This window comes from Mitsuaria sp. BK037 (assembly GCF_014193045.1).
GTDB lineage: Bacteria > Pseudomonadota > Gammaproteobacteria > Burkholderiales > Burkholderiaceae_C > Roseateles.
In genome coordinates this window covers 1,939,581-1,958,565 of record NZ_JACHYS010000001.1, presented here as the reverse complement: position 1 = coordinate 1,958,565, position 18,985 = coordinate 1,939,581, and the positions used below count along the sequence as shown (strand labels likewise).

Sequence of the window (18,985 nt, the reverse complement as noted above, 5' to 3'; positions counted from 1 at the left end):
GCGGCACGTCCGCGGCCGGTCCGCAGTTGGATCGCTCCGAAGAACACCACATCGATACGAGGAAGCCTCATGGCCGCTGAACGCCGTACGTCTCCGATCTCCCGCCTGCCGCGGGTCTCGCTCCTGGCCGCGGCGCTCGCGCTGATGGCCGGGGCGGCCCAGGCGCAGAGCCTGCAAGAGCTGTACGACGCGGCCCGCGCCTACGACGCCACCTACCTGGCGGCGCGGGCGACGGCGGAATCGGCGCAATACCGCTACGGCCAGGCGCTGGCGCTGGCGCGTCCCTCGGTCGGCGTGGGCGTCAGCTCGACGCGCTCGGAATTCGACCCGCCCGGCAGCGGCGTGCAGCGCGACCGCTTCGGCAACACCGTCACCAATGCCGGCCTGAACGCCAAGTACGCCGTCTTCAACCGTCCCAACCAGGGCTCGATCGACCAGGCCCGACTGGGCGTCGACGTGGCCGAGTCGGATCTCGCCACGGCGGAGCAGGACCTGATCGTCCGCGTCGCGCAGGCGTATTTCGACGTGCTGGCGGCCAAGGACACGCTCTCGACCTCGAGCGCCAACAAGGCCGCGATCGCGGAGCAGCTGGCCTCGGCCAAGCGCAACTTCGAGGTCGGCACCGCGACCATCACCGACACCCGCGAGGCGCAGGCCCGCTACGACCTGGCGACCGCCCAGGAACTGGCTGCCGACAACGACCTGCGCGTCAAGCGCGTCACGCTGGACCAACTGGTGGGGCGTGTCGGCGTCGAGCCGCGTCCGCTGGCCGTGCCGGTGGTGCTGCCGCCGGTGGCGCCGTCCACGGTCGATCCGTGGGTCAGCCAGGCCGAAGGCGGTCATCCGGCGATCCGCAAGGCCCAGCTGGGCCTGGACATCGCCCGCTACGAGATCGAGCGCGCCAAGGGCGCGCGCCTGCCCACGGTCGACCTGACCGCGCAGCTCGGCGTGCAGCGCTCCACCGGCGAGGGCGTGCAGTACACCGGCAACCTCAAGAACGCGTCGGTCGGCGTTGCGCTGAACATGCCGATCTACAGCGGTGGCGCGATCACCAACCGCATCAAGGAGACGGTCGCGCTGGAGGAGAAGTCCCGCAACGACCTGGACTTCGCCCGCCGCAGCGTCGAGGAAGGCACCAAGCGCGCGTTCTTCGGCGTGCAGTCGCTGCAGGCGCAGGTGAAGGCCTACGAGGCGGCCGAGGCCTCGTCGAAGCTGGCGCTGGAGGCGACCCAGCTGGGCTACAAGGTCGGCGTGCGGGTCAACCTGGACGTGCTGAACGCCCAGACCCAGCTCTACACGACGCAGCGCGACCTGGCCAAGGCCCGTTATGACGTGCTGGTGAATAGCCTCAAGCTGCGCCAGGCGTCCGGCCAACTGCGCCCCGAGGACGTGACCGCGATCAACGCCTTGCTCGCCCGCTGAGCGTCGCGGGACGTCGCAAGGCGTCGCGAACCACCGATGAAGGCCGCCCCAGGGCGGCCTTCGTTCATCCGACGGTCTGGTGACAGGTCTTGCGCCCCGGACGCGCGACAATCCGCCCCCATGCTGTATGTGATCTCCCCCGCGAAGTCCCTGGACTACGACACCCCCACGCCCGAGGCGCTGGCCGCGTTGGCGGGTCGTCCCCACTTCGCGCCCCAGGCGGCCGAGCTGATCGGGATCCTCAAGACCAAGACGGCGGCCGACATCGGCGGCCTGATGGACATCTCCGAGGCACTGGCGACCTTGAACGTGGCCCGCTACCAAGCGTGGTCGACGCGCTTCACCGACAGGAACAGCAAGCCCGCCGTGCTCGCCTTCAATGGCGACGTCTACGACGGCCTGCAGGCCGCGACGCTGTCGGTCGACGATCTGCAGTGGGCGCAGCGCCACCTGGCGATCCTCTCGGGGCTCTACGGCGTGCTGCGGCCGCTGGACCGGCTGCAGCCCTACCGGCTCGAGATGGGCACCGCGCTGAAGAACGAGCGCGGCGGCAACCTCTACGCCTTCTGGGGCGACACCATCGCCGAACACCTGAACGCGCAGTGCGCGCAGCTGTCGGCGCCGGTGATCGTGAACCTGGCCTCGCAGGAGTACTTCAAGGCCGCCGCCCGCAAGGTGCTGAAGCCGCGGGTCATCGAGTGCCAGTTCGAGGACTGGAAAGGCGGCCGCTACAAGATCATCAGCTTCTTCGCCAAGCGCGCGCGCGGCCTGATGGCCCGGTATGCGATCCAGCACCGGATCGGCACGCCGGCGGGGCTGCAGGATTTCGCGGTCGACGGCTACGCCTACGCGCCCGAGGCCAGCGAGCCGGACCGGCTGGTGTTCCGCCGCCGCGTCGCCGACTGAGCTGGCACACCGGGATACAGGCAGACACCGATCAGTTTGATACCGTTGCGGCCATGAGCAATTCGCAATACCTCACGCCCGAACTGCGCGACTGGGTGGCCGCGCAGTTGCGCAACGGCATCACACGCGAGGCGCTGTACCAGGCCATGCTGACCAGCGGCTGGCAGCCCGACATGGCGCAGCAGGCGCTGGCCGAGCACCGCCCCTTCGAGCCGCCGCTGACGCTGCCGGAGCTGCCCGAGCCGGCGATCGAGCCGGGCTCGCTGCCCGAACCGGACCTGACCGACCAGCGCAGCGTGCTGCTGCCCGACGGCCACCGCGTCGAGATCCTGATGGCGCTGCAGCGGCCACGGGTGATCGTGTTCGGCAACCTGCTGAGCGCCCAGGAATGCGACGCGATGGTCGCCTCGGCGGGTGCCCGGCTGGCGCGCTCGGAGACGGTGGCGGCGCAGCGCGAGGGCAGCGAAGTGAACTCGGCGCGCACCAGCGAGGGCATGTTCTTCGAGCGCGGCGAGAACGAGGTCGTCGCCCGCATCGAGCGCCGCATCGCGACGCTGCTGAACTGGCCGCTGCGCAACGGCGAGGGCCTGCAGGTGCTGCGTTATCGCGTCGGCGCCGAATACCAGCCGCACTACGACTACTTCGACCCGCGGCACGCCAGCAGCAAGGCGATCCTGGAGCGCGGCGGCCAGCGCGTCGCGACGCTGGTGATGTACCTGAACACGCCGGCGCGCGGCGGCGCGACGGTCTTCCCGGACATCAAGCTCGACGTCATGGCCCAGAAGGGCAATGCGGTCTTCTTCAGCTACGACCGGCCCGATCCCAGCACGCTGACGCTGCATGGCGGCGCGCCGGTCGTCGAGGGCGAGAAGTGGGTCGCCACCAAATGGTTACGTCGGGGTGAGTTCGTTTGACGCGGCCTTGACCGGCGCGCGGCTAGACTCGCCGCTCAATCCCATGAGCGCCGGCCTTCGCGTCGGCGCGCCTCGAAGAAGGACCACTTCATGAAGTCGTTGATCGCCGCCCTGGGCACCGTGTTGCTGAGCACCCTCGCGCAGGCGCAAGGCCAGCCGCAGACGCAGCCCCAGCCGGTCCCGCCGGCCACGGCGCCGATCCCCGCCCCGCACGCCGACATGGCCGCGCCGGCCACCGCGCCTGCCGCCACGGCCACGAAGTTGGACAAGTCCGCGACTTCCACGAAGTCGGGCACCCGGCACAAGACGGCGGGGAAGGCCACGGGGAAGACGGCTGGCAAGACCGCTGGAAAAACCGCCGGCAAGACGGCGAGGTCCGGTGGCAAGTCGCACGCCACCGCGAAGAAGTCGGGCGCCAAGAAGTCCGGTGCCAAGCCAACTGGGCAGCACGCTTCGTCGGCAGGCAAGACCGGCTCGAAGAAGCTGGCCACGGCCAAGTCGAAGAAGAGCAGGGCGCGACAGGCCGCCGCCTGAGCCTGGCGGTCGACCGGGACGACCCGCGACGCGGCAACAAAAAAGCAGCCCGAGGGCTGCTTTTTCGTTGGGCGAGGAGCCGGTGCCGGCTCCGGCATCGCTCAGACGCGCTTGCGGTACTCGTGGGTACGCGTGTCGATTTCGATGTTGTCGCCCTGGGCCACGAAGATGGGCACGGGGATCTCGAAACCGGTGGCGATCTTGGCGGGCTTCAGGACCTTGCCCGAGGTGTCGCCCTTGACGGCCGGCTCGGTCCAGGTCACTTCGCGCACGACGCTGGTGGGCAGTTCCACCGAGATCGCCTTGCCGTCGTAGAACACCACTTCCACTTCCATGCCGTCCTGCAGGTAGTTGATGGCGTCGCCCATGTTCTCGGCTTCGACTTCGAACTGGTTGTATTCGGTGTCCATGAACACGTACATCGGGTCGGCGAAGTAGGAGTAGGTGCACTCCTTCTTGTCGAGGATGATCTGGTCCATCTTGTCGTCGGCCTTGAAGACGACTTCGGTGCCGGAGTTGTTCAGCAGGCTCTTCAGCTTCATGCGCACCGTCGCGGCATTGCGGCCACCGCGGCTGTACTCGGTCTTCAGCACGACCATGGGGTCCTTGCCGTGCATGATCACGTTGCCGGCGCGAATTTCTTGAGCGATCTTCATGATGATTCCGGGAGATTGGGTCCGGGCACAGTCACTTGGATGCTTGGAGATCCGAACTGTTCCGGCGGTGTGAGGCGTTCGGCGCTGGTTCGGGGAACCGCGCGTTCAGAACGCGAAAAGCCGCGCATTCTAGCTCGAAAGGCCTGTCACGCGCCACTCGCGCGCCGGGCAAAGGCCTGCAGCCGCGAGGTCAAATCCACTTGCGCCGCCAATTCGGCACGCCATGCGCGCGCCTGCGCGACGGCGGCCGGCCGCTCGCGCAGGGCCTCGGCGCAGGCCGGCGTCCACGACCCGAGCCCGTTCCACGCGCGCGACAGGGCGCGCCAGTTCGCGGCCCACCGGTCCTCGGCGCCCGCCAGCGCGGCGTCCAGGAAGGCCTCCAGCTTCGGCCCGTGCGCGCCATCGTCCTGGAAGTAGATCTGCCACAGCATCGGCTGGCCGGCCCATTGCGCGCGCACGAAGGAGTCCTCGCCGCGCACGAGGTTGAGATCGCAGGACCAGAGCAACTGGTCGTAACCGTCCTGCGTCAGATGAGGAAGCGCGAGCGCGCGCTGCCCGTCGCGTAGCAAGGCCGGCACGGCGCTCTGGGCCGCCCCGGGGCAGAGCAGCAGCAGCCAGCCGGGACCGAGCGCCTCGAGCAAGGGCGCCAGCGGCGCCTGCGGATACGCGAACAGGCTCAGCACCCGCTCGCCGGGCCGGCGGCCCCAGCCGCGCGCCGCGCGCCAGGCGTCGCCGTGATGCGCGGTGACGGCGTCGAGAAGTCCCGGCTCCCGGAGAAGGCCGCCGGTGCGATCGTTGAAGCCGGGATAGAAGAACCACTTGTCGAGTCCAGCGCCCGGTCCGGAGAACTGCGGCGACTTCAGTCCATGGCTGCGCTCGACGTAGCTTTCGGCGCTGAGGTATTCGAGGTTGATCCACGCCGGCCGGACGGGCCGCGCGGCCATCGCGGCGACGAAGGGCGCGGGCAGCTCACAGCCGAAGGTCTCGACGACGACGTCGCCCGGTGCCGCCCCCACGCTCTCGTCCCAGGGCCGGCAGCTCAGGCCCGGGACAGCCTCGAGTTGCATCCAGGCCAGTGGCGACAAGTCGTCGCACCAGAGCCGCGCCTGCTCGCCGCGCCGGGCCAGGTCGCGCGCCAGCCGCAGGCAGACGCCGAGATCGCCGTAGTTGTCGATGACGCGGCAGAAGATGTCCCAGGTCATCGTGTCAGGAGACTGCGCGGGGGAAGCGGATTCGGCGAGGGCGTCGGGCATCGCGGAATTATCCGGCGGCACAATCGCGCCCCATGAGCACGACCCCCGCCGGCGCCAGCGAAGTGCCGGAGCCTTCTTCCCCGACCGTTCCCGCGGAGCCCCCGCGCGCCGATGCGCCGGCTGCAACCGATGCGCCCGACGCGGCGCCGCCGTCCCACGCCGAGGCGTGGAACGCCCAGTCCGAAGCCATCGAGGCGGCCGAGTCCCGCCGCGTCGCCGACATGGAGCGCGCCGCCCGCGCGGTTCGCGACCGGCTGCTGGCCGAGGTGCTGGCGCTGCCGGCGCTGCCGGGCGTCTACCGCTATTTCGACGCGCAGGACCATGTGCTCTACGTCGGCAAGGCCAAGAACCTGAAGCGGCGCGTCTCGAGCTACTTCCAGAAGGATCACGGCGGCACGCGCATCGGGATGATGGTGGCGCGCATCGCGCGGCTCGAGACCACGGTGGTGCGTACCGAGGCCGAGGCGCTGCTGCTCGAGAACAACCTGATCAAGGCGCTCAACCCGCGGTTCAACATCCTGTTCCGCGACGACAAGAGCTATCCCTACCTGCGCCTGTCCGGCCACGCCTGGCCGCGCATCAGCTACTACCGCGGCGCGGTCGATCGGCGCCATCGCTACTTCGGCCCGTTCCCCAGCGCCTGGGCGGTGAAGGAATCGATCCAGCTGATCCAGAAGGTCTTCCAGCTGCGGACCTGCGAGGACACCGTCTTCAACAACCGCAGCCGGCCCTGCCTGCTGCACCAGATCCACCGCTGCACCGGCCCCTGCGTGCCCGAGGGCCAGAACGACAACTACCGCCGCAACGTCAGCAACGCGGAGCGCTTCCTGCTCGGCGAGACCCAGGAGGTCCTGGACGCGCTGCAGGCGCAGATGATGAGCCACGCCGAGCGCTTCGAGTACGAGCAGGCCGCCGGCATCCGCAACCAGATCACCGCCTTGTCGAAGGTGCTGCAGCAGCAGGCCGTCGACGAGAACAGCGCCACCGGCCGCGATCGCGACGTCGACATCCTGGCGGTGAAGCTGCAGGGCGGACGCGCCTGCGTGAACCTGGCGATGGTGCGCGGCGGTCGGCATCTGGGCGACCGGGCCTACTTCCCGAAACACGTCGACGACGCGACGGCGGTTCAACTGCTCGACGACGACGACCTGCCGGAGCTGGACGCTTCGGCGGCGGGCGAGGGCGCCGCTGGTGCCGCGGTCACGCGCCCCACGCCGCCGAGCCCGGAGCGCCAGGTCCTGGAGGCCTTCATCGCGCAGCACTACCTCGAGATGGCAGTGCCCTCGCTGCTGGTGCTCTCGGAGCCGGTCGATCCGGCGCTGGCCGAGGCGCTGAGCGCGCAGGCCGGCTACCGCGTCACCACGCAGGCGCAGCCGCGCGGCCAGCGCCGCATCTGGCAGGAGATGTGCGTCAAGGGCGCCGAGATCGCGCTAGCGCGGCTGCTGTCGGAGGAGGGCTCCCAGCAGGCGCGCACGCGCGCGCTGGTGGACGCGCTGGACCTCAGCGTCACCGAGCTCGACAAGTTCCGCATCGAGTGCTTCGACATCAGCCACACCGCCGGCGAGGCGACGCAGGCGTCCTGCGTCGTCTTCGAGGGCCACCAGATGCAGAGCAGCCAGTACCGGCGCTTCAACATCGAGGGCATCACCGGCGGTGACGACTACGCGGCGATGCGGCAGGTGCTGACACGCCGTTACAGCAAGATGGCCGAGGCCGCACAGAATGGCACCGGTCGTCTGCCGGACCTGGTCCTGGTCGACGGCGGCAAGGGCCAGGTGTCGATGGCGCGCGAGGTCTTCGAGGAACTTGGCGTCGACCTGAGCCTGATCGTCGGCGTCGAGAAGGGCGAGGGCCGCAAGGTGGGGCTGGAGGAACTGGTCTTCGCCGACGGGCGGGAGAAGGTCTACCTGGGCCGCGATTCGGCGGCGCTGATGCTGGTCGCCCAGATCCGGGACGAGGCCCACCGCTTCGCCATCACCGGCATGCGGGCCAAGCGGGCGTCGATCCGCACCGGCGGCTCGCGGCTGGAGGACGTGCCGGGCGTGGGGCCGAAGAAGCGCGCGCAGCTGCTGCAGCGTTTCGGCGGCGTGCGCGGCGTGGCGGGGGCGAGCGTCGAGGAGCTGTGCAGCGTCAAGGGCATCTCGCGCGAGCTCGCCGAGGACATTTATCGCGCGCTGCATTGAATGCGGCGCGGTGGGTTGGGAATGGAGTCATGACAACGATCGATCGGATCCCCGGGAGGGACGCGGCGCGCTGGGGCGCCAAGGTGGCGCTCGCGCTGATGCTGGCCGCCTGCGGGGCGCCCGCGCCGCAGGCGCCGTCGCGACCGCCGGCCCAGCCACCGGCCGCCGCGCCGGAGGCGGCGGTGACGCCCGCGGCGCCCGCCGCACCGGTCGCCCGTCGCGGCCTGCCGCTGCCCGCGCCGCGCGCGGTGAGCTCGCACGAGGCGCTGCGACGCCAGGCGGCCGAGCGCATGGTGGCCGCCAATCCCGACGGCACCTACATGGGCGAGGTGCCGCCGCAGCTGCTGGCGATCCCGGTGCTCGAGGTCGAGCTCAACCAGGACGGCTCGATCCGGCACATCCGCGTGCTGCGCAAGCCGAGTCAGGCCGAGGACACCATCGAGGTCGCCATCGCCGCCGTGCGCCGTGCCGCGCCTTTCGGCGACGTGAGCCGGCTGCCCAAGCCCTGGAAGTTCGTCGAGGTCTTCCTCTTCGACGACGACCGCCGCTTCAAGCCGCGCACGCTGGACGATTAAGCGACAGCCCACGGTTCGCCGCCTGGAACCTGGGCCACAATGCCGCCCATGTTCTGGACGCTGCCAACCCTGCTGACCTGGGCCCGCATCGTGGCCATCCCGCTGATCGTCGGGGTGTTCCACCTGCAGATGACGCCCGCCCATCAAAACCTGCTGGCCACCGTCCTGTTCATCACGGTGGCCCTGACCGACTGGGCGGACGGCTACCTGGCGCGCAAGCTCAACCAGACCTCGTCCTTCGGCGCTTTCCTGGATCCGGTGGCCGACAAGTTCCTGGTCTGCGCGGCGCTGCTGGTGCTGCTGGAGCAGGGCCGCGTCGACGCGCTGGTGGCGCTGGTCATCGTGGGGCGGGAGATCGCCATCTCCGCGCTGCGCGAATGGATGGCGCAGATCGGCGCGTCGCGCTCGGTGGCCGTGCACATGCTGGGCAAGCTCAAGACCACGGTGCAGATGGTGGCCATTCCCTTCCTGCTCTTCAACGGCACGCTGTTCGGCGTGATCAACACCGCCGCGTGGGGCACCTGGCTGATCTACCTGGCCGCGGTGCTGACCATCTGGTCGATGGTCTATTACCTGCAGAAGGCGCTGCCCGAGATCCGCGCCAAGGTGCGCTGAGCCATCCCCCCGCTTGTATCGGGACTTCCCCCTTGTCGGGGCCCGAGGGCAATGCGTCTAGAATCCGCTTCCCGCGCCGTTCGGCGGCCTGGCAAACCAATGAGGGGGTACCTTCGTGAACAAGTCCGAATTGATCGAGCACATCGCCAAGCAGGCGGACATTTCCAAGGCCGCCGCGGGGCGTGCGCTGGAAGCCGTGATCGGCGGTGTGAAGACCACGCTCAAGAAGAACGGGACGGTGTCGCTGGTGGGCTTCGGCACCTTCAGCGTCACGAAGCGCGCCGCGCGCACCGGCCGCAACCCGCGCACGAACGAGGCGATCAAGATCAAGTCGGCGAAGGTGCCGAAGTTCCGTCCGGGCAAGGCCCTCAAGGACGCCGTGAACTGACCAGTTCCCGGGCGCTTAGCTCAGTTGGTAGAGCGGCTCCTTTACACGGAGTAGGTCGGCGGTTCGAGACCGTCAGCGCCCACCAAACCCGAGGCTAGAATGCCGCGGCGCAAAGGCGAACCCCGGTTCGCCTTTGTCGTATGTGACGCCGCCCGATGGGCGGCCAGACGCGAGGCCGGCCCCTGCTCCGGCCCGTGCGCGTCGACCCTTCCGAGATGACCCGAGGTTGTTGATGTTTGATTTCGTACGCAAGCACACGCGGCTGCTCCAGTTCCTGCTGCTGATCGTGATCCTGCCGTCCTTCGTGCTGGTGGGCGTGGAGGGCTACAGCCGCTTCATGGAGGGGGGCAACACCGCCGTGGCGAGCGTGGACGGCCACAAGATCACGCAGTCGGAATGGGACGCGGCGCTGCGCCAGCAGGTCGAGCGCATGCGCCAGCAGGCGCCGACGATGGACCCGAAGGTCTTCGACTCGCCGGAAGTGCGCAAGGACGTGCTGGAGAACCTGCTGCGCGAGCGCGTGCTGGCCGCGGTCGTGACCGACGAGCACCGCAACATCACCGACGCGCAACTGGAGGAGATCGTCCGCACCGATCCCCAGCTGGCGCCGCTGCGCGGCCCGGAAGCCAAGCAGATCCTGGCCCAGCAGGGCCTGACGGTGGACGGCTTCCTGCAGCGCCTGCGCCAGGAGCTGCAGATGAACGGCGTGCTGGGCCCGATCGCGCAGAGCGCGTTGCCCACGCAGGCGAGCGCCGGCCTGGCCTTCGACGCGCTGCTGCAGCAGCGTGAGCTGCGCTTCCAGAACTTCGCCGCGAAGGACTTCGCCGCGACGCTGACGCCCAAGGACGCGGACCTGGAGGCCTACTACAAGGACCCCAAGGTCTCGGCGAAGTTCCAGCTGCCCGAAAGCGCCGACATCGAATACGTCGTGCTGGACGCCGCCGCGCTGCAGGGCGGGGTGACGGTCAGCGCCGATGACGTGCAGAAGTTCTACGAGCAGAACAAGGCGCGCTTCACCAGCGACGAGGAGCGCCGCGCCAGCCACATCCTGATCAAGGCCGGTGCCGACATGTCGGCGGCGGACAAGGCCAAGGCGAAGGCCAAGGCCGAGGCCCTGCTGGCCGAGGCGCGCAAGAACCCGGCCGGCTTCGCCGAACTGGCGAAGAAGAATTCGGAGGACCCGGGCTCGGCCGCGAATGGCGGCGACCTGGACTTCTTCGGCAAGGGCGCGATGGTCAAGCCCTTCGAGGACGCGGTGTACGCGCTGAAGAAGGGCGAGATCAGCAACGTGGTCCAGTCCGACTTCGGCTACCACGTGATCATGCTGACCGACCTGCGCGGCGGCCAGGTGCGCCCGTTCGAGACGGTCAAGGGCGAGATCGAGTCCGAGCTTCGCAAGCAGCTGGCGCAGAAGCGCTACACGGAGATGGCCGAGGACTTCGGCAACACCGTGTATGAGCAGAGCGATTCGCTGAAGCCGGCGGCCGACAAGTTCAAGCTGGCCATCCAGAAGGCGACGGTGCGCCGCAAGGCCGCGCCGGACGCGACCGGCCCGCTGGCCTCGGCCAAGCTGCTGGAGGCGGTGTTCGATGCCGACTCGCTGAAGAACAAGCGCAACACCTCGGCGATCGAGGCGGGCGGCAACCAGCTGGTGTCGGCGCGCGTGGTCGCGTACAACGCCGCGCGCGTGCCGGCGTTGGCCGAGGTCAAGGCGGCAGTCGCGGCGGCCTGGGTGCAGGACCAGTCGGCGGCGGCCGCGAAGAAGGCGGGCGAGACGCGCCTGGCCGAACTGCAGAAGGGCGGCGACGCGAAGGGCCTGGGCGAGCCGGTGACGGTGTCGCGCGCCAAGCCGGGCGTGCTGCCGCAGAAGGCGCTGGACCAGGTCCTGCGCGCGGATGCGTCCAAGCTGCCGGCCTATGCGGGCGTGGACGTCGGCGATGGCAGCTACCTGGTCGTCAAGATCGAGAAGGTGCTGCCGCGCGATCCGGCGCTGATCGATCCCAAGCGCGCGGCCGAGCAGTACGCGCGGGCGTGGAGTGCCGCCGAGATGGCGGGCTACTACAACGTGCTGAAGAGCGAGTACAAGGCCACGATCAAGCCGTCGGCGCTGGCGGCGACGGCGGCCTCGGCGCCGACGAACTGAGGGCGTCGCGCTGAATGAAGCGGGGCGGCACTCGCGCGATTCGAATGATTTTCAAAAGAATCGCAGAAAGTGCTTCCCACAGAGGAGAAATTCAGCCATAATCTAAGGCTTCTCCGGTGGCTGTAGCTCAGTTGGTAGAGTCCCAGATTGTGATTCTGGTTGTCGTGGGTTCGAGTCCCATCAGCCACCCCACCGAATAGAAGAAAACGCCCGCAAGACGCAAGTCCTGCGGGCGTTTTGTTTTGTGCTCGTCATTCCGTGAATTCCATTCCGCTTCGAAGACTGCTGGCATTTCTGCTCGTCGTCATGCTTGGCATGACGGCCATCGTCGCGTTCCTCCACGTCTCGCGATCGGAGTCATTCTGGCTTCGCAAGGTTCATTTGATTCAATCCAACTGGATCGAGATCCAAACGACCTTCGGAAAAGGCAAGGGCAGCCGTGCTCGTGCGCTCGAGGTCATCGCGGTCGACGGCCAGCACGCGTTGCGGATCGTCGACCGTGACCTGGAACGGGCGCAGGCCTTCGTCGACCGGCACGCCCCTGGCGCCGAAATCGAGGTGTGGCGCTCCCCGGACGGCAGCCAGTTGCACGCGCCGGAGCTCGCCGACCTGGCGCCCTACGGTTTGGGACTGTTCATTGCACTGGTGCCGGTCGCGATGCTGTCGGCACTGCTGACGCTTCGGACGAAGCCGCGGCCGGCGATACAGCGGGCCGCGGCCTGGATTACCAGGCGTCGTCCTTGTCGCGCTGGATCAGTTCCTCCTCGCTGAGCTTCAGGTCATGTCGCGCCGCGCGACGCACGCTCAACGCCAACAGACCGATCAACACGACGGCCGCTCCACCGCCCACGAGCAACGCGCTCCATCCCGACATACGTCCATCCCTCACCTTGTTGTGCGGAGGAATGTAGCGGAGGCATCAGCGGGGCGTGATCGCCAATTCAGGGGGATGCTCCGCGCTCCGCACTTCGTGTGGCGCGGCTGCATCTTGCGGAATTACGACCTCGCTTCGGCGCCCCGATGCCGCGGGCGCGCGAAGTCGCTCATCAACGCTTCATTGAAGTGAAATTCGCGCTCGCATGACGGCTTCCTGAGGCTTGCGCGACCCCCGCTTGACCCCCTCTTGATCTGGCTAACAGCCCGATACGAAACGCCATTTCGAGGGTCAACGACTGGCACCGCCCCCCCGTTGGCGGGACATCACAGCCACCCTGGATGTCCCTCCATGCGCATCTCCTTCCGTCTCACCGCGCTGGCGACCGCGGCGCTCGCCACGCTCCTCGCCGGATGCGTCGCGCCGTCGCACACCGTCGTCCATGCCGATGCCTCCTACCGCGTCGCGCCCGTCTGGACGCCGCCCCCTCCGGAACCCGTCATCAGCGTCCAGGTCGAACCGCCGCTGGTGCAGCCGGCGCCCGTCCTCGTCGACGTCGCGCCGCCGCCGATGCTGGTGGAAGTGCCGCCGCCCCAGCCTTATCCCGGTGCCGTCTGGACCGGCGGTTATTGGGGCTGGCAGGGCCGCTGGGTCTGGTGCGCGGGGCGGTGGGCCTCGCCGCCGCGCACCGATGACGTCTGGGTCCAGCCCTATTACGAGCATCGCGATGGCGCCGTCGTGTTCGTCTCCGGCTTCTGGGCGGCGCGCGGCGTGGCCTTCGTGCCGCCGCCGCCGGGACTGCATCTCTCGATCCAGGTCTCGATCGGCGGAGGGACCCGCCCCGTCGGTCCGATGGGCGTGTTCGTGCCGCCGCCGCCCGGGTCGCGTCCGGGCCTCATCGTGCCGGCGCCGATCGGCACGCCGCCGGCGGTCGTCGTCAGCGCGCCGCCGGTGACCAACATCGGCATGCGCATCCAGAACAACACCACGCAGATCAATCACACGGTCATCAACAACACGGTGAACAACACGACGAACGTCAACAACGTTCGCAATGTCACCAACATCACCAACGTCACGATCGTGGCGCCGCCCGGATCGACCGCCGACGGCAAGGCCTTCCATGGCGATGTGCCCGCGGCCTCGCACCTGGCCGCGGCCATGCCGACCTTCGGGCATGTCCGCGCGGCCACGCCGCCGCCTGTGAGCACGCCGCCGCTGCCCACTGCCAACGGCGGACGTCCTGCCGCCTTCGGGGCAGCGCCACAGGCCATGCCGACCTCGGCGTCAACGCCGATGCCACCGGGCCATCCGGCACCGCCGCTGGCAGCGACCGGCCTGCCGCCATCGACGCGGCCGACATCGGATCCCGCCGCCCTGCAGCATGAGCGCGACCCGCAATTGCTGGAACGTCAGCAGCAAGAGCACCAGCAACAAGAACGCCTGCTGCAGGAGCGCCAACAGCAAGAACGCCAACAGCAGGAGCGTCTTCAGCAGGAGCGTCTTCAGCAGGAGCGTCAGCAACAGGAGCGTCAGCAGCAAGAGCGCCAACAGCAGTGGGGCCAGCAACAAGCGCATCAACAGCAAGAGCAACAGCAGCGCGAGCGGCAGTTGCAGGAGCAGCGTCTGCAGCAGCAGCAACAGCAGCGCCAGCAATGGGAACGGGCGCAAGCGCGCGAGCAGGGCCGCGAGCAGGGCCGCGAGGACGCCCGCGACGGCAACGCGGCGCCGCACCGCCCGCCGGCCAGCGCTCCGTCGCGCGAGGCCGGTCGCCCGGACGACCACCGCCGCGATGCCCGCGACGCCGATCGGGCGCACGCCCACGGGCAGGACCGGTCGCGTGAGCAGGAACGAGAGAAGGAGAAGGAAAAGGAGAAGGACCGCGACCGCTGACGCGCGCGCGCATCCCTAGAATCGCGCCGCATGTACCGACTCCGACTCACGCTCGCGCTGTCCGCCATGCTGGCGCTGGTCTGCCTCCAGGCCGGCTTCGTCTACCTGGGCACGGTGCGCGTGGATGGCTACGCGCGCCACAGCCGCCTGACCAGCGACCTGTTGTCGGAGTTGCTGGACCTCTCCGCCAACAAGCAGCGCCTGCGCAACTGGGCCGCCCAGCAGGTGATGGGGGCCGGCGCCACCGACGCCGCGCGCGAGCGCCTGCTCGACGCGATGGATGCCAGCGTGCGTCGTCTGGACGAGGTGACGCGCCGCCATCTCGAGTCCTGGCAGGACATCGCCGAGCGCGACGGCGTCCCCGTCCCGGCCGAGGCCACGCAGCTGGTGGACATCAGCGCGCTGCTCGGCGAGAGCCTCGTCGAGTTGCGGCGCCAGCTGCGCGCGCTGACGCCGCACCAGGACCGGGAAGGCTTCGAGGCCGTCTGGCGCCAGCTCAACCAGGTCTTCGACATGACCCACGGTCGCGACCTGCGCGACCTGCTCAACGGCGCGATCGAGAGTCAGCGCAAGGCGGTCCCGATCGCCCGCGCCGCCACCGAGCAGGGCATCGAACGGCTGCGGCTGCAGGCGGTGGCGATGGTCGGCATCACCTTCGCGCTCGCGGTCCTGCTCAGCCTGCACCTGAGCCGGCGCCTGAAGCGGCCGCTGGATGCGCTGCTCGAGGGCGCCCAGGCGGTGCAGGCCGGTCGGCTCGATCACCGCATCCCCGTCGGCAGCGGCGACGAGTTCGACCATGTCGCCCGGCGCTTCAACGCGATGGCCCAGGAGGTCCAGCACCACCGCGAGGCCGCCGAGGCCGTGCGGCGCGGCCTGGAGGACGAGGTGCGCGCCCGCACCGGCGAACTCGAGCGCGCGCATCAGTCGCTGCAGCAGCTGGACCACCGCCGGCGGCAGCTCTTCGCCGACCTCGGCCACGAGCTGCGCACGCCCGCGACGGTGATCCGCGGCGAGGCCGACGTCGCGCTGCGCGCGGCCGCGCTGCCGGTCGAGGACTACCGGCTGGCGCTCCAGCGCATCGTCGCTGCCGTCAAGCAGCTGACCGGCCTGGTGGACGACCTGCTGCTGATCGCGCGGGCCGAGGCGAACGAGCTCGACATCGCGCGCGACTGGCTGCCGCTGGGGACGCTGCTGGACGGCGCGATCGCGCAGGCGAGGGCGCTGGCCGCGGTCCATCGCCTGACGCTGGCGGTGGACGCGGTGCCCGATGGCATCGACGTGCATGTCGACGAGACCCGGCTGCGCCAGGCGCTGGTCATCGTGATCGACAACGCGATCCGCTACTCCCGCCCGGACAGCACGGTGCACGTCGCCTGGACCGCCGGCGAGGGCCAGCACCGGATCAGCGTGATCGACTCCGGCATCGGCATTCCCGAGGACGAGCTGCCGCTGGTGTTCGAGCGCTTCATGCGCGGGCGGCTGGCCCGCGACCATCGCGCCGACGGCACCGGCATCGGCTTGTCGATCGCCCGGTCCATCCTGGCCGCGCACGGCGGCGCGCTCGAGATCGAGAGCCGCGTCGGCGCCGGCACCACCGTCCACCTGATCTTTCCCGACTCCCACGACGCGCCGCTGGTGACAGCCGGTGCCCACGACGAATGAACCGACAGATCCTGCTCATCGAGGACGATGCCCGCATCGCCGACTTCCTGCGTCGCGGGCTGAGCGCCGAGGGCTACGTGGTCGAGGTGGCGACGACCGGGCCCGAGGGCCTGGCCCGCGCCCGCACCGGCGAGGCGGCGCTGATCATCCTGGACCTGATGCTGCCGGGCCTGGGCGGCCTGGACCTGTGCCAGACGCTGCGCGCCGAGGGCCATCACGCGGCCATCCTGATGCTGACCGCGATGGACAGCACCGCCGACAAGGTCCGTGGCCTGCGCCTGGGCGCGGACGACTACATGGTCAAGCCCTTCGACTTCGAGGAGCTGCTCGCGCGGCTCGTCGCGCTGCAGCGCCGCGGGCGCGAGCAGCGGGTCGAGGCCGCCGTGCTGCGCGTGGCCGACCTGACCTTCGATCGCGAGCGCATGCAGGTGCGCCGCGCCGACCGGCCCATCACGCTGACCGCGAAGGAGCTCGCCTTCCTGGAGCTGCTGATGAGCGCGCCGGGCCGGCTGTTCAGCCGTGAACGGATCCTGGCCAACGTGTGGGGCGCGCAGGTCGATCCGCTCACCAACGTCGTCGACGTCTACGTGCGCCGGCTGCGCGCCAAGATCGACGAGGGGCACGCGCTGCCGCTGCTCAAGACGGTGCGGGGCCTGGGTTACCGGATGGACGACGCGGCCGAGTAGCCGGCCCGTTCATCTGCGGTTCATCTGGATCGCCGCTTCGGTTCATCTTCCGTGCGGCTCGGGTTCATGCGGGCTTTCCAGAATCGATCCTGCGCCGGGTCTTCCGGCGCGGCGCCGAGCAGGCGCTTCTCTCAACGATCGATCTGGAGCCTTCCTACATGACCGTCACCGCCCATCTCCGCGATGCCTCCGCTGTCCGCTCGAGCCCGGGGTCGCTGTCCCGCGCCCGCTGGGTGCCCACGCTGGCCGCGCTGATGCTCGGCGCCGTCGCCGGCACCGCCTCGGCCCAGGACCGGGCCGCGTCCACCGCCAGTTGCGTTGCCGCGGACCGGGCGCAGATCGCGGCGCTCTTCGACCGCTGGAATGCTTCGCTGACCACCGGCAGTCCCGAGCGCGTCATCGCCAACTACGCACCCGATGCCGTGCTGCTGCCCACGCTCACCAATGAGCCGCGCACCACGCCGGCCGAGATCCGTGACTACTTCGTGAAGTTCCTGAAGAACAAGCCGCAGGGAACGATCGACAAGCGCGTCATCAAGATCGACTGCAATGTCGCGCAGGACGTCGGCACCTACACCTTCCGCTTCGCCGACGGCAGCTCGGTCAAGGCGCGCTACACCTACGTGTACCAGTGGCGCGACGGGCAATGGCTGATCGCGCATCACCACTCGTCGGCGATGCCCGAGGCGACGCGTCCCTGATCGACGAGCCCGTGATCAACGGGCCTTGAGCGGCGCGGCGCCTCGCGCGGCGAGTGCGCTCAGCGGGCTGCCGTCGCGGCGGCCTCGCCGTCGCAGCGCAGCCCGGACACGCCGAGCATCCGCGCCGCCGCGCAGGCATTGATGCCGCCGGTCGCGCTCATCGAACCCAGCAGCGCGCGCCGCAGGCGCGGCGCATCGGCCACCGGATCGGCCGCGCGCAGCAGCGCGACGACGCCGGTGACGTTCGCGGCGGCGAGCGAGCTGCCGGTGTCCATGTCGTAACCGCCGTTGGGCACCGTCGTCAGCACCGCGCGCCCGGGCGCGACCAGCCAGCCGTCCGCGTCCGCCTCGGCCGCATCGCCGGCGCTGGCCACGACCAGCGCACCGGGCACCTCGCTGGGAAAGCCCTTGCCGAGCCGCTCCGGCGGCGCCGCGGCGACCAGCACCGCGCCGCGCGACTGCGCATGGCGCGCCAGGCGGGTCAGCAGCGGATCGCTGGGGCCGCCCAGGCTCAGGTTGATCACGTCGGCGCCGTCCGCGATGGCCGCGCCCAGCGCCTGCGCCAGCGTGAACGAGTTGCAGCGCGCCGTGCCCGGGCCGGGCCGCTCCGCGCGCGATTCGGTCCAGCAGGCGCGGTAGCTGGTGATCACCGCGCCGGGCGCCAGGCCGACGATGCCCTGGCGGTTGTTGGCGCGCGCGGCGATCAGGCCCATCACCTCGGTGCCGTGGCGCTCGGGCACGCCCTCGACCAGCGCACCGCCGCCCGAGACATAGTCCCGCTGCCGCGCGACCTGGCCGGACAGGTCCGGATGGCGCGCATCCACGCCGGTGTCGATCACCGCGACCTTCACCCGCGCCCCCACGCTGACCTGCTGCAGCGCGGCGGCGGACATCTGCTGGAAGCCCTTCTGCAGGCCGAAGTAGGGGTCGTTGTAGGGCGCTCCGGGCGTGCCGAGCGTGGTGCCGGGCGAGGTCGCTGCCGCGGCGGACGCCGAGGCCGTGCCCGGATCGATCGACGGTCCACCCGTCGCACCCGGCCGCGTCGCGGCCTCGCCGCCCTGCGGCCCCCCGGCCAGCGTCTCGAACTCGTTCAGCGGCTGCGCCAGCTTCACGCGCGCGTCGCGTCGCACGCGCGTCAGCAGCGCGCCCACGTCGTCGTCGCCGGTCAGCGTGAACAGCATGCAGCGCAGGTTCAGCGGCGCGATGGTCCACGCGGCTTCCTCGTGCAGGTGGTAGTCGCGCGCCAGCGCTTCCGACAGCGCCGAAGCGCGGGCGCTGCCCGCGTAGCCGGCCATGCGGCGGTAGTCGCCGCGCGGCGATCCGCCCGCGCCGGACAAGGGCTCGCCCCGGTCCTCGACGGCCAGGATCACACGGCGCGTTTCGGCCTGCGGTGCACTCGCCGCGGCCGACGGGCCATCGGGCGCGACCGTCTCCGTGGACGGCGCCAGCGGGGCCTCGTCGCCGGGTGTGGCCGCCAAGGCCGCCAGGGCCGGCGCGGCCAGCATGGCGAGCGAGGCCAGCGCCACGAGCCGACGTGCGACGCCGCCGCGTCGCGTGAACTTGCGATCTCCAGCCACCGC

Annotated in this window: 17 protein-coding genes and 2 tRNA genes; 16 read left to right on the top strand and 3 right to left on the bottom strand. The window is 70.0% G+C overall.

Annotation, left to right across the window (positions count from 1 at the left end; genetic code table 11):
- Window positions 1-69 precede the first annotated feature (69 nt).
- From FHT37_RS08025 to FHT37_RS08010, 4 genes are all read left to right on the top strand, one after another.
- Window positions 70-1,422, top strand: a complete 1,353-nt coding sequence (locus FHT37_RS08025) for a TolC family outer membrane protein (protein ID WP_147242481.1) — start codon at window positions 70-72, stop codon at window positions 1,420-1,422.
- Window positions 1,423-1,542: 120 nt separating this feature from the next.
- Complete coding sequence (gene yaaA / locus FHT37_RS08020) at window positions 1,543-2,328, top strand: peroxide stress protein YaaA (protein ID WP_183480051.1); 786 nt, start codon at window positions 1,543-1,545, stop codon at window positions 2,326-2,328.
- 53 nt (window positions 2,329-2,381) lie between these two features.
- Window positions 2,382-3,242: a 2OG-Fe(II) oxygenase gene (locus FHT37_RS08015; RefSeq protein ID WP_091733737.1), complete on the top strand. Its 861-nt coding sequence runs from the start codon at window positions 2,382-2,384 to the stop codon at window positions 3,240-3,242.
- Window positions 3,243-3,332: 90 nt separating this feature from the next.
- Window positions 3,333-3,776 carry a hypothetical protein gene (locus FHT37_RS08010; RefSeq protein WP_183480049.1) on the top strand — a complete coding sequence of 148 codons (444 nt, stop codon included), beginning with the start codon at window positions 3,333-3,335 and terminating at the stop codon, window positions 3,774-3,776.
- 101 nt (window positions 3,777-3,877) lie between these two features.
- On the opposite strand, the gene efp is transcribed toward FHT37_RS08010, so the two are convergent.
- Together efp and earP are read right to left on the bottom strand one after the other, a co-directional pair.
- Window positions 3,878-4,432 carry an elongation factor P gene (efp, locus tag FHT37_RS08005; RefSeq protein ID WP_091733741.1) on the bottom strand — a complete coding sequence of 185 codons (555 nt, stop codon included), beginning with the start codon at window positions 4,430-4,432 and terminating at the stop codon, window positions 3,878-3,880.
- A 146-nt stretch (window positions 4,433-4,578) separates the two neighbouring features.
- A complete protein-coding gene (gene earP / locus FHT37_RS08000; protein ID WP_183480047.1) occupies window positions 4,579-5,685 on the bottom strand; it encodes an elongation factor P maturation arginine rhamnosyltransferase EarP in 1,107 nt (368 codons plus the stop codon).
- Between the two features lie 32 nt (window positions 5,686-5,717).
- On the opposite strand from earP, the gene uvrC reads away from it, so the two are divergent.
- From uvrC to FHT37_RS07940, 12 genes are all read left to right on the top strand, one after another.
- Window positions 5,718-7,868: an excinuclease ABC subunit UvrC gene (uvrC, locus tag FHT37_RS07995; RefSeq protein ID WP_183480044.1), complete on the top strand. Its 2,151-nt coding sequence runs from the start codon at window positions 5,718-5,720 to the stop codon at window positions 7,866-7,868.
- A gap of 29 nt (window positions 7,869-7,897) precedes the next feature.
- The gene (locus FHT37_RS07990) at window positions 7,898-8,443 is read left to right on the top strand and encodes a hypothetical protein (protein WP_183480042.1); all 546 of its coding nucleotides are present in this window, start codon (window positions 7,898-7,900) and stop codon (window positions 8,441-8,443) included.
- A gap of 48 nt (window positions 8,444-8,491) precedes the next feature.
- Entirely contained in the window at window positions 8,492-9,058 is a 567-nt protein-coding gene (gene pgsA, locus FHT37_RS07985; RefSeq protein WP_091733749.1) for a CDP-diacylglycerol--glycerol-3-phosphate 3-phosphatidyltransferase, read from the top strand.
- A gap of 115 nt (window positions 9,059-9,173) precedes the next feature.
- Window positions 9,174-9,446: an HU family DNA-binding protein gene (locus FHT37_RS07980; protein WP_067270581.1), complete on the top strand. Its 273-nt coding sequence runs from the start codon at window positions 9,174-9,176 to the stop codon at window positions 9,444-9,446.
- A gap of 9 nt (window positions 9,447-9,455) precedes the next feature.
- Window positions 9,456-9,531, top strand: a tRNA-Val gene (locus FHT37_RS07975).
- A 147-nt stretch (window positions 9,532-9,678) separates the two neighbouring features.
- Window positions 9,679-11,589, top strand: a complete 1,911-nt coding sequence (locus tag FHT37_RS07970; protein WP_183480040.1) for a peptidylprolyl isomerase — start codon at window positions 9,679-9,681, stop codon at window positions 11,587-11,589.
- Window positions 11,590-11,705: 116 nt separating this feature from the next.
- Window positions 11,706-11,781, top strand: a tRNA-His gene (locus tag FHT37_RS07965).
- 66 nt (window positions 11,782-11,847) lie between these two features.
- A complete protein-coding gene (locus FHT37_RS07960) occupies window positions 11,848-12,360 on the top strand; it encodes a hypothetical protein (RefSeq protein WP_183480038.1) in 513 nt (170 codons plus the stop codon).
- Between the two features lie 454 nt (window positions 12,361-12,814).
- Window positions 12,815-14,356: a YXWGXW repeat-containing protein gene (locus tag FHT37_RS07955; RefSeq protein WP_183480036.1), complete on the top strand. Its 1,542-nt coding sequence runs from the start codon at window positions 12,815-12,817 to the stop codon at window positions 14,354-14,356.
- Window positions 14,357-14,386: 30 nt separating this feature from the next.
- Window positions 14,387-16,018, top strand: coding sequence for a cell wall metabolism sensor histidine kinase WalK (locus FHT37_RS07950; RefSeq protein WP_183480034.1), 1,632 nt, complete (start codon window positions 14,387-14,389; stop codon window positions 16,016-16,018).
- Window positions 16,015-16,704 carry a response regulator transcription factor gene (locus FHT37_RS07945; RefSeq protein WP_091733757.1) on the top strand — a complete coding sequence of 230 codons (690 nt, stop codon included), beginning with the start codon at window positions 16,015-16,017 and terminating at the stop codon, window positions 16,702-16,704. The genes FHT37_RS07950 and FHT37_RS07945 overlap by 4 nt, the downstream gene beginning before the upstream one ends.
- Window positions 16,705-16,958: 254 nt before the next feature.
- The gene (locus FHT37_RS07940; protein WP_183481403.1) at window positions 16,959-17,405 is read left to right on the top strand and encodes an SgcJ/EcaC family oxidoreductase; all 447 of its coding nucleotides are present in this window, start codon (window positions 16,959-16,961) and stop codon (window positions 17,403-17,405) included.
- A 59-nt stretch (window positions 17,406-17,464) separates the two neighbouring features.
- Here FHT37_RS07940 and FHT37_RS25640 read toward each other — a convergent pair whose 3' ends face one another.
- A complete protein-coding gene (locus FHT37_RS25640; RefSeq protein ID WP_183480032.1) occupies window positions 17,465-18,982 on the bottom strand; it encodes a S8 family serine peptidase in 1,518 nt (505 codons plus the stop codon).
- Window positions 18,983-18,985: the final 3 nt, after the last annotated feature.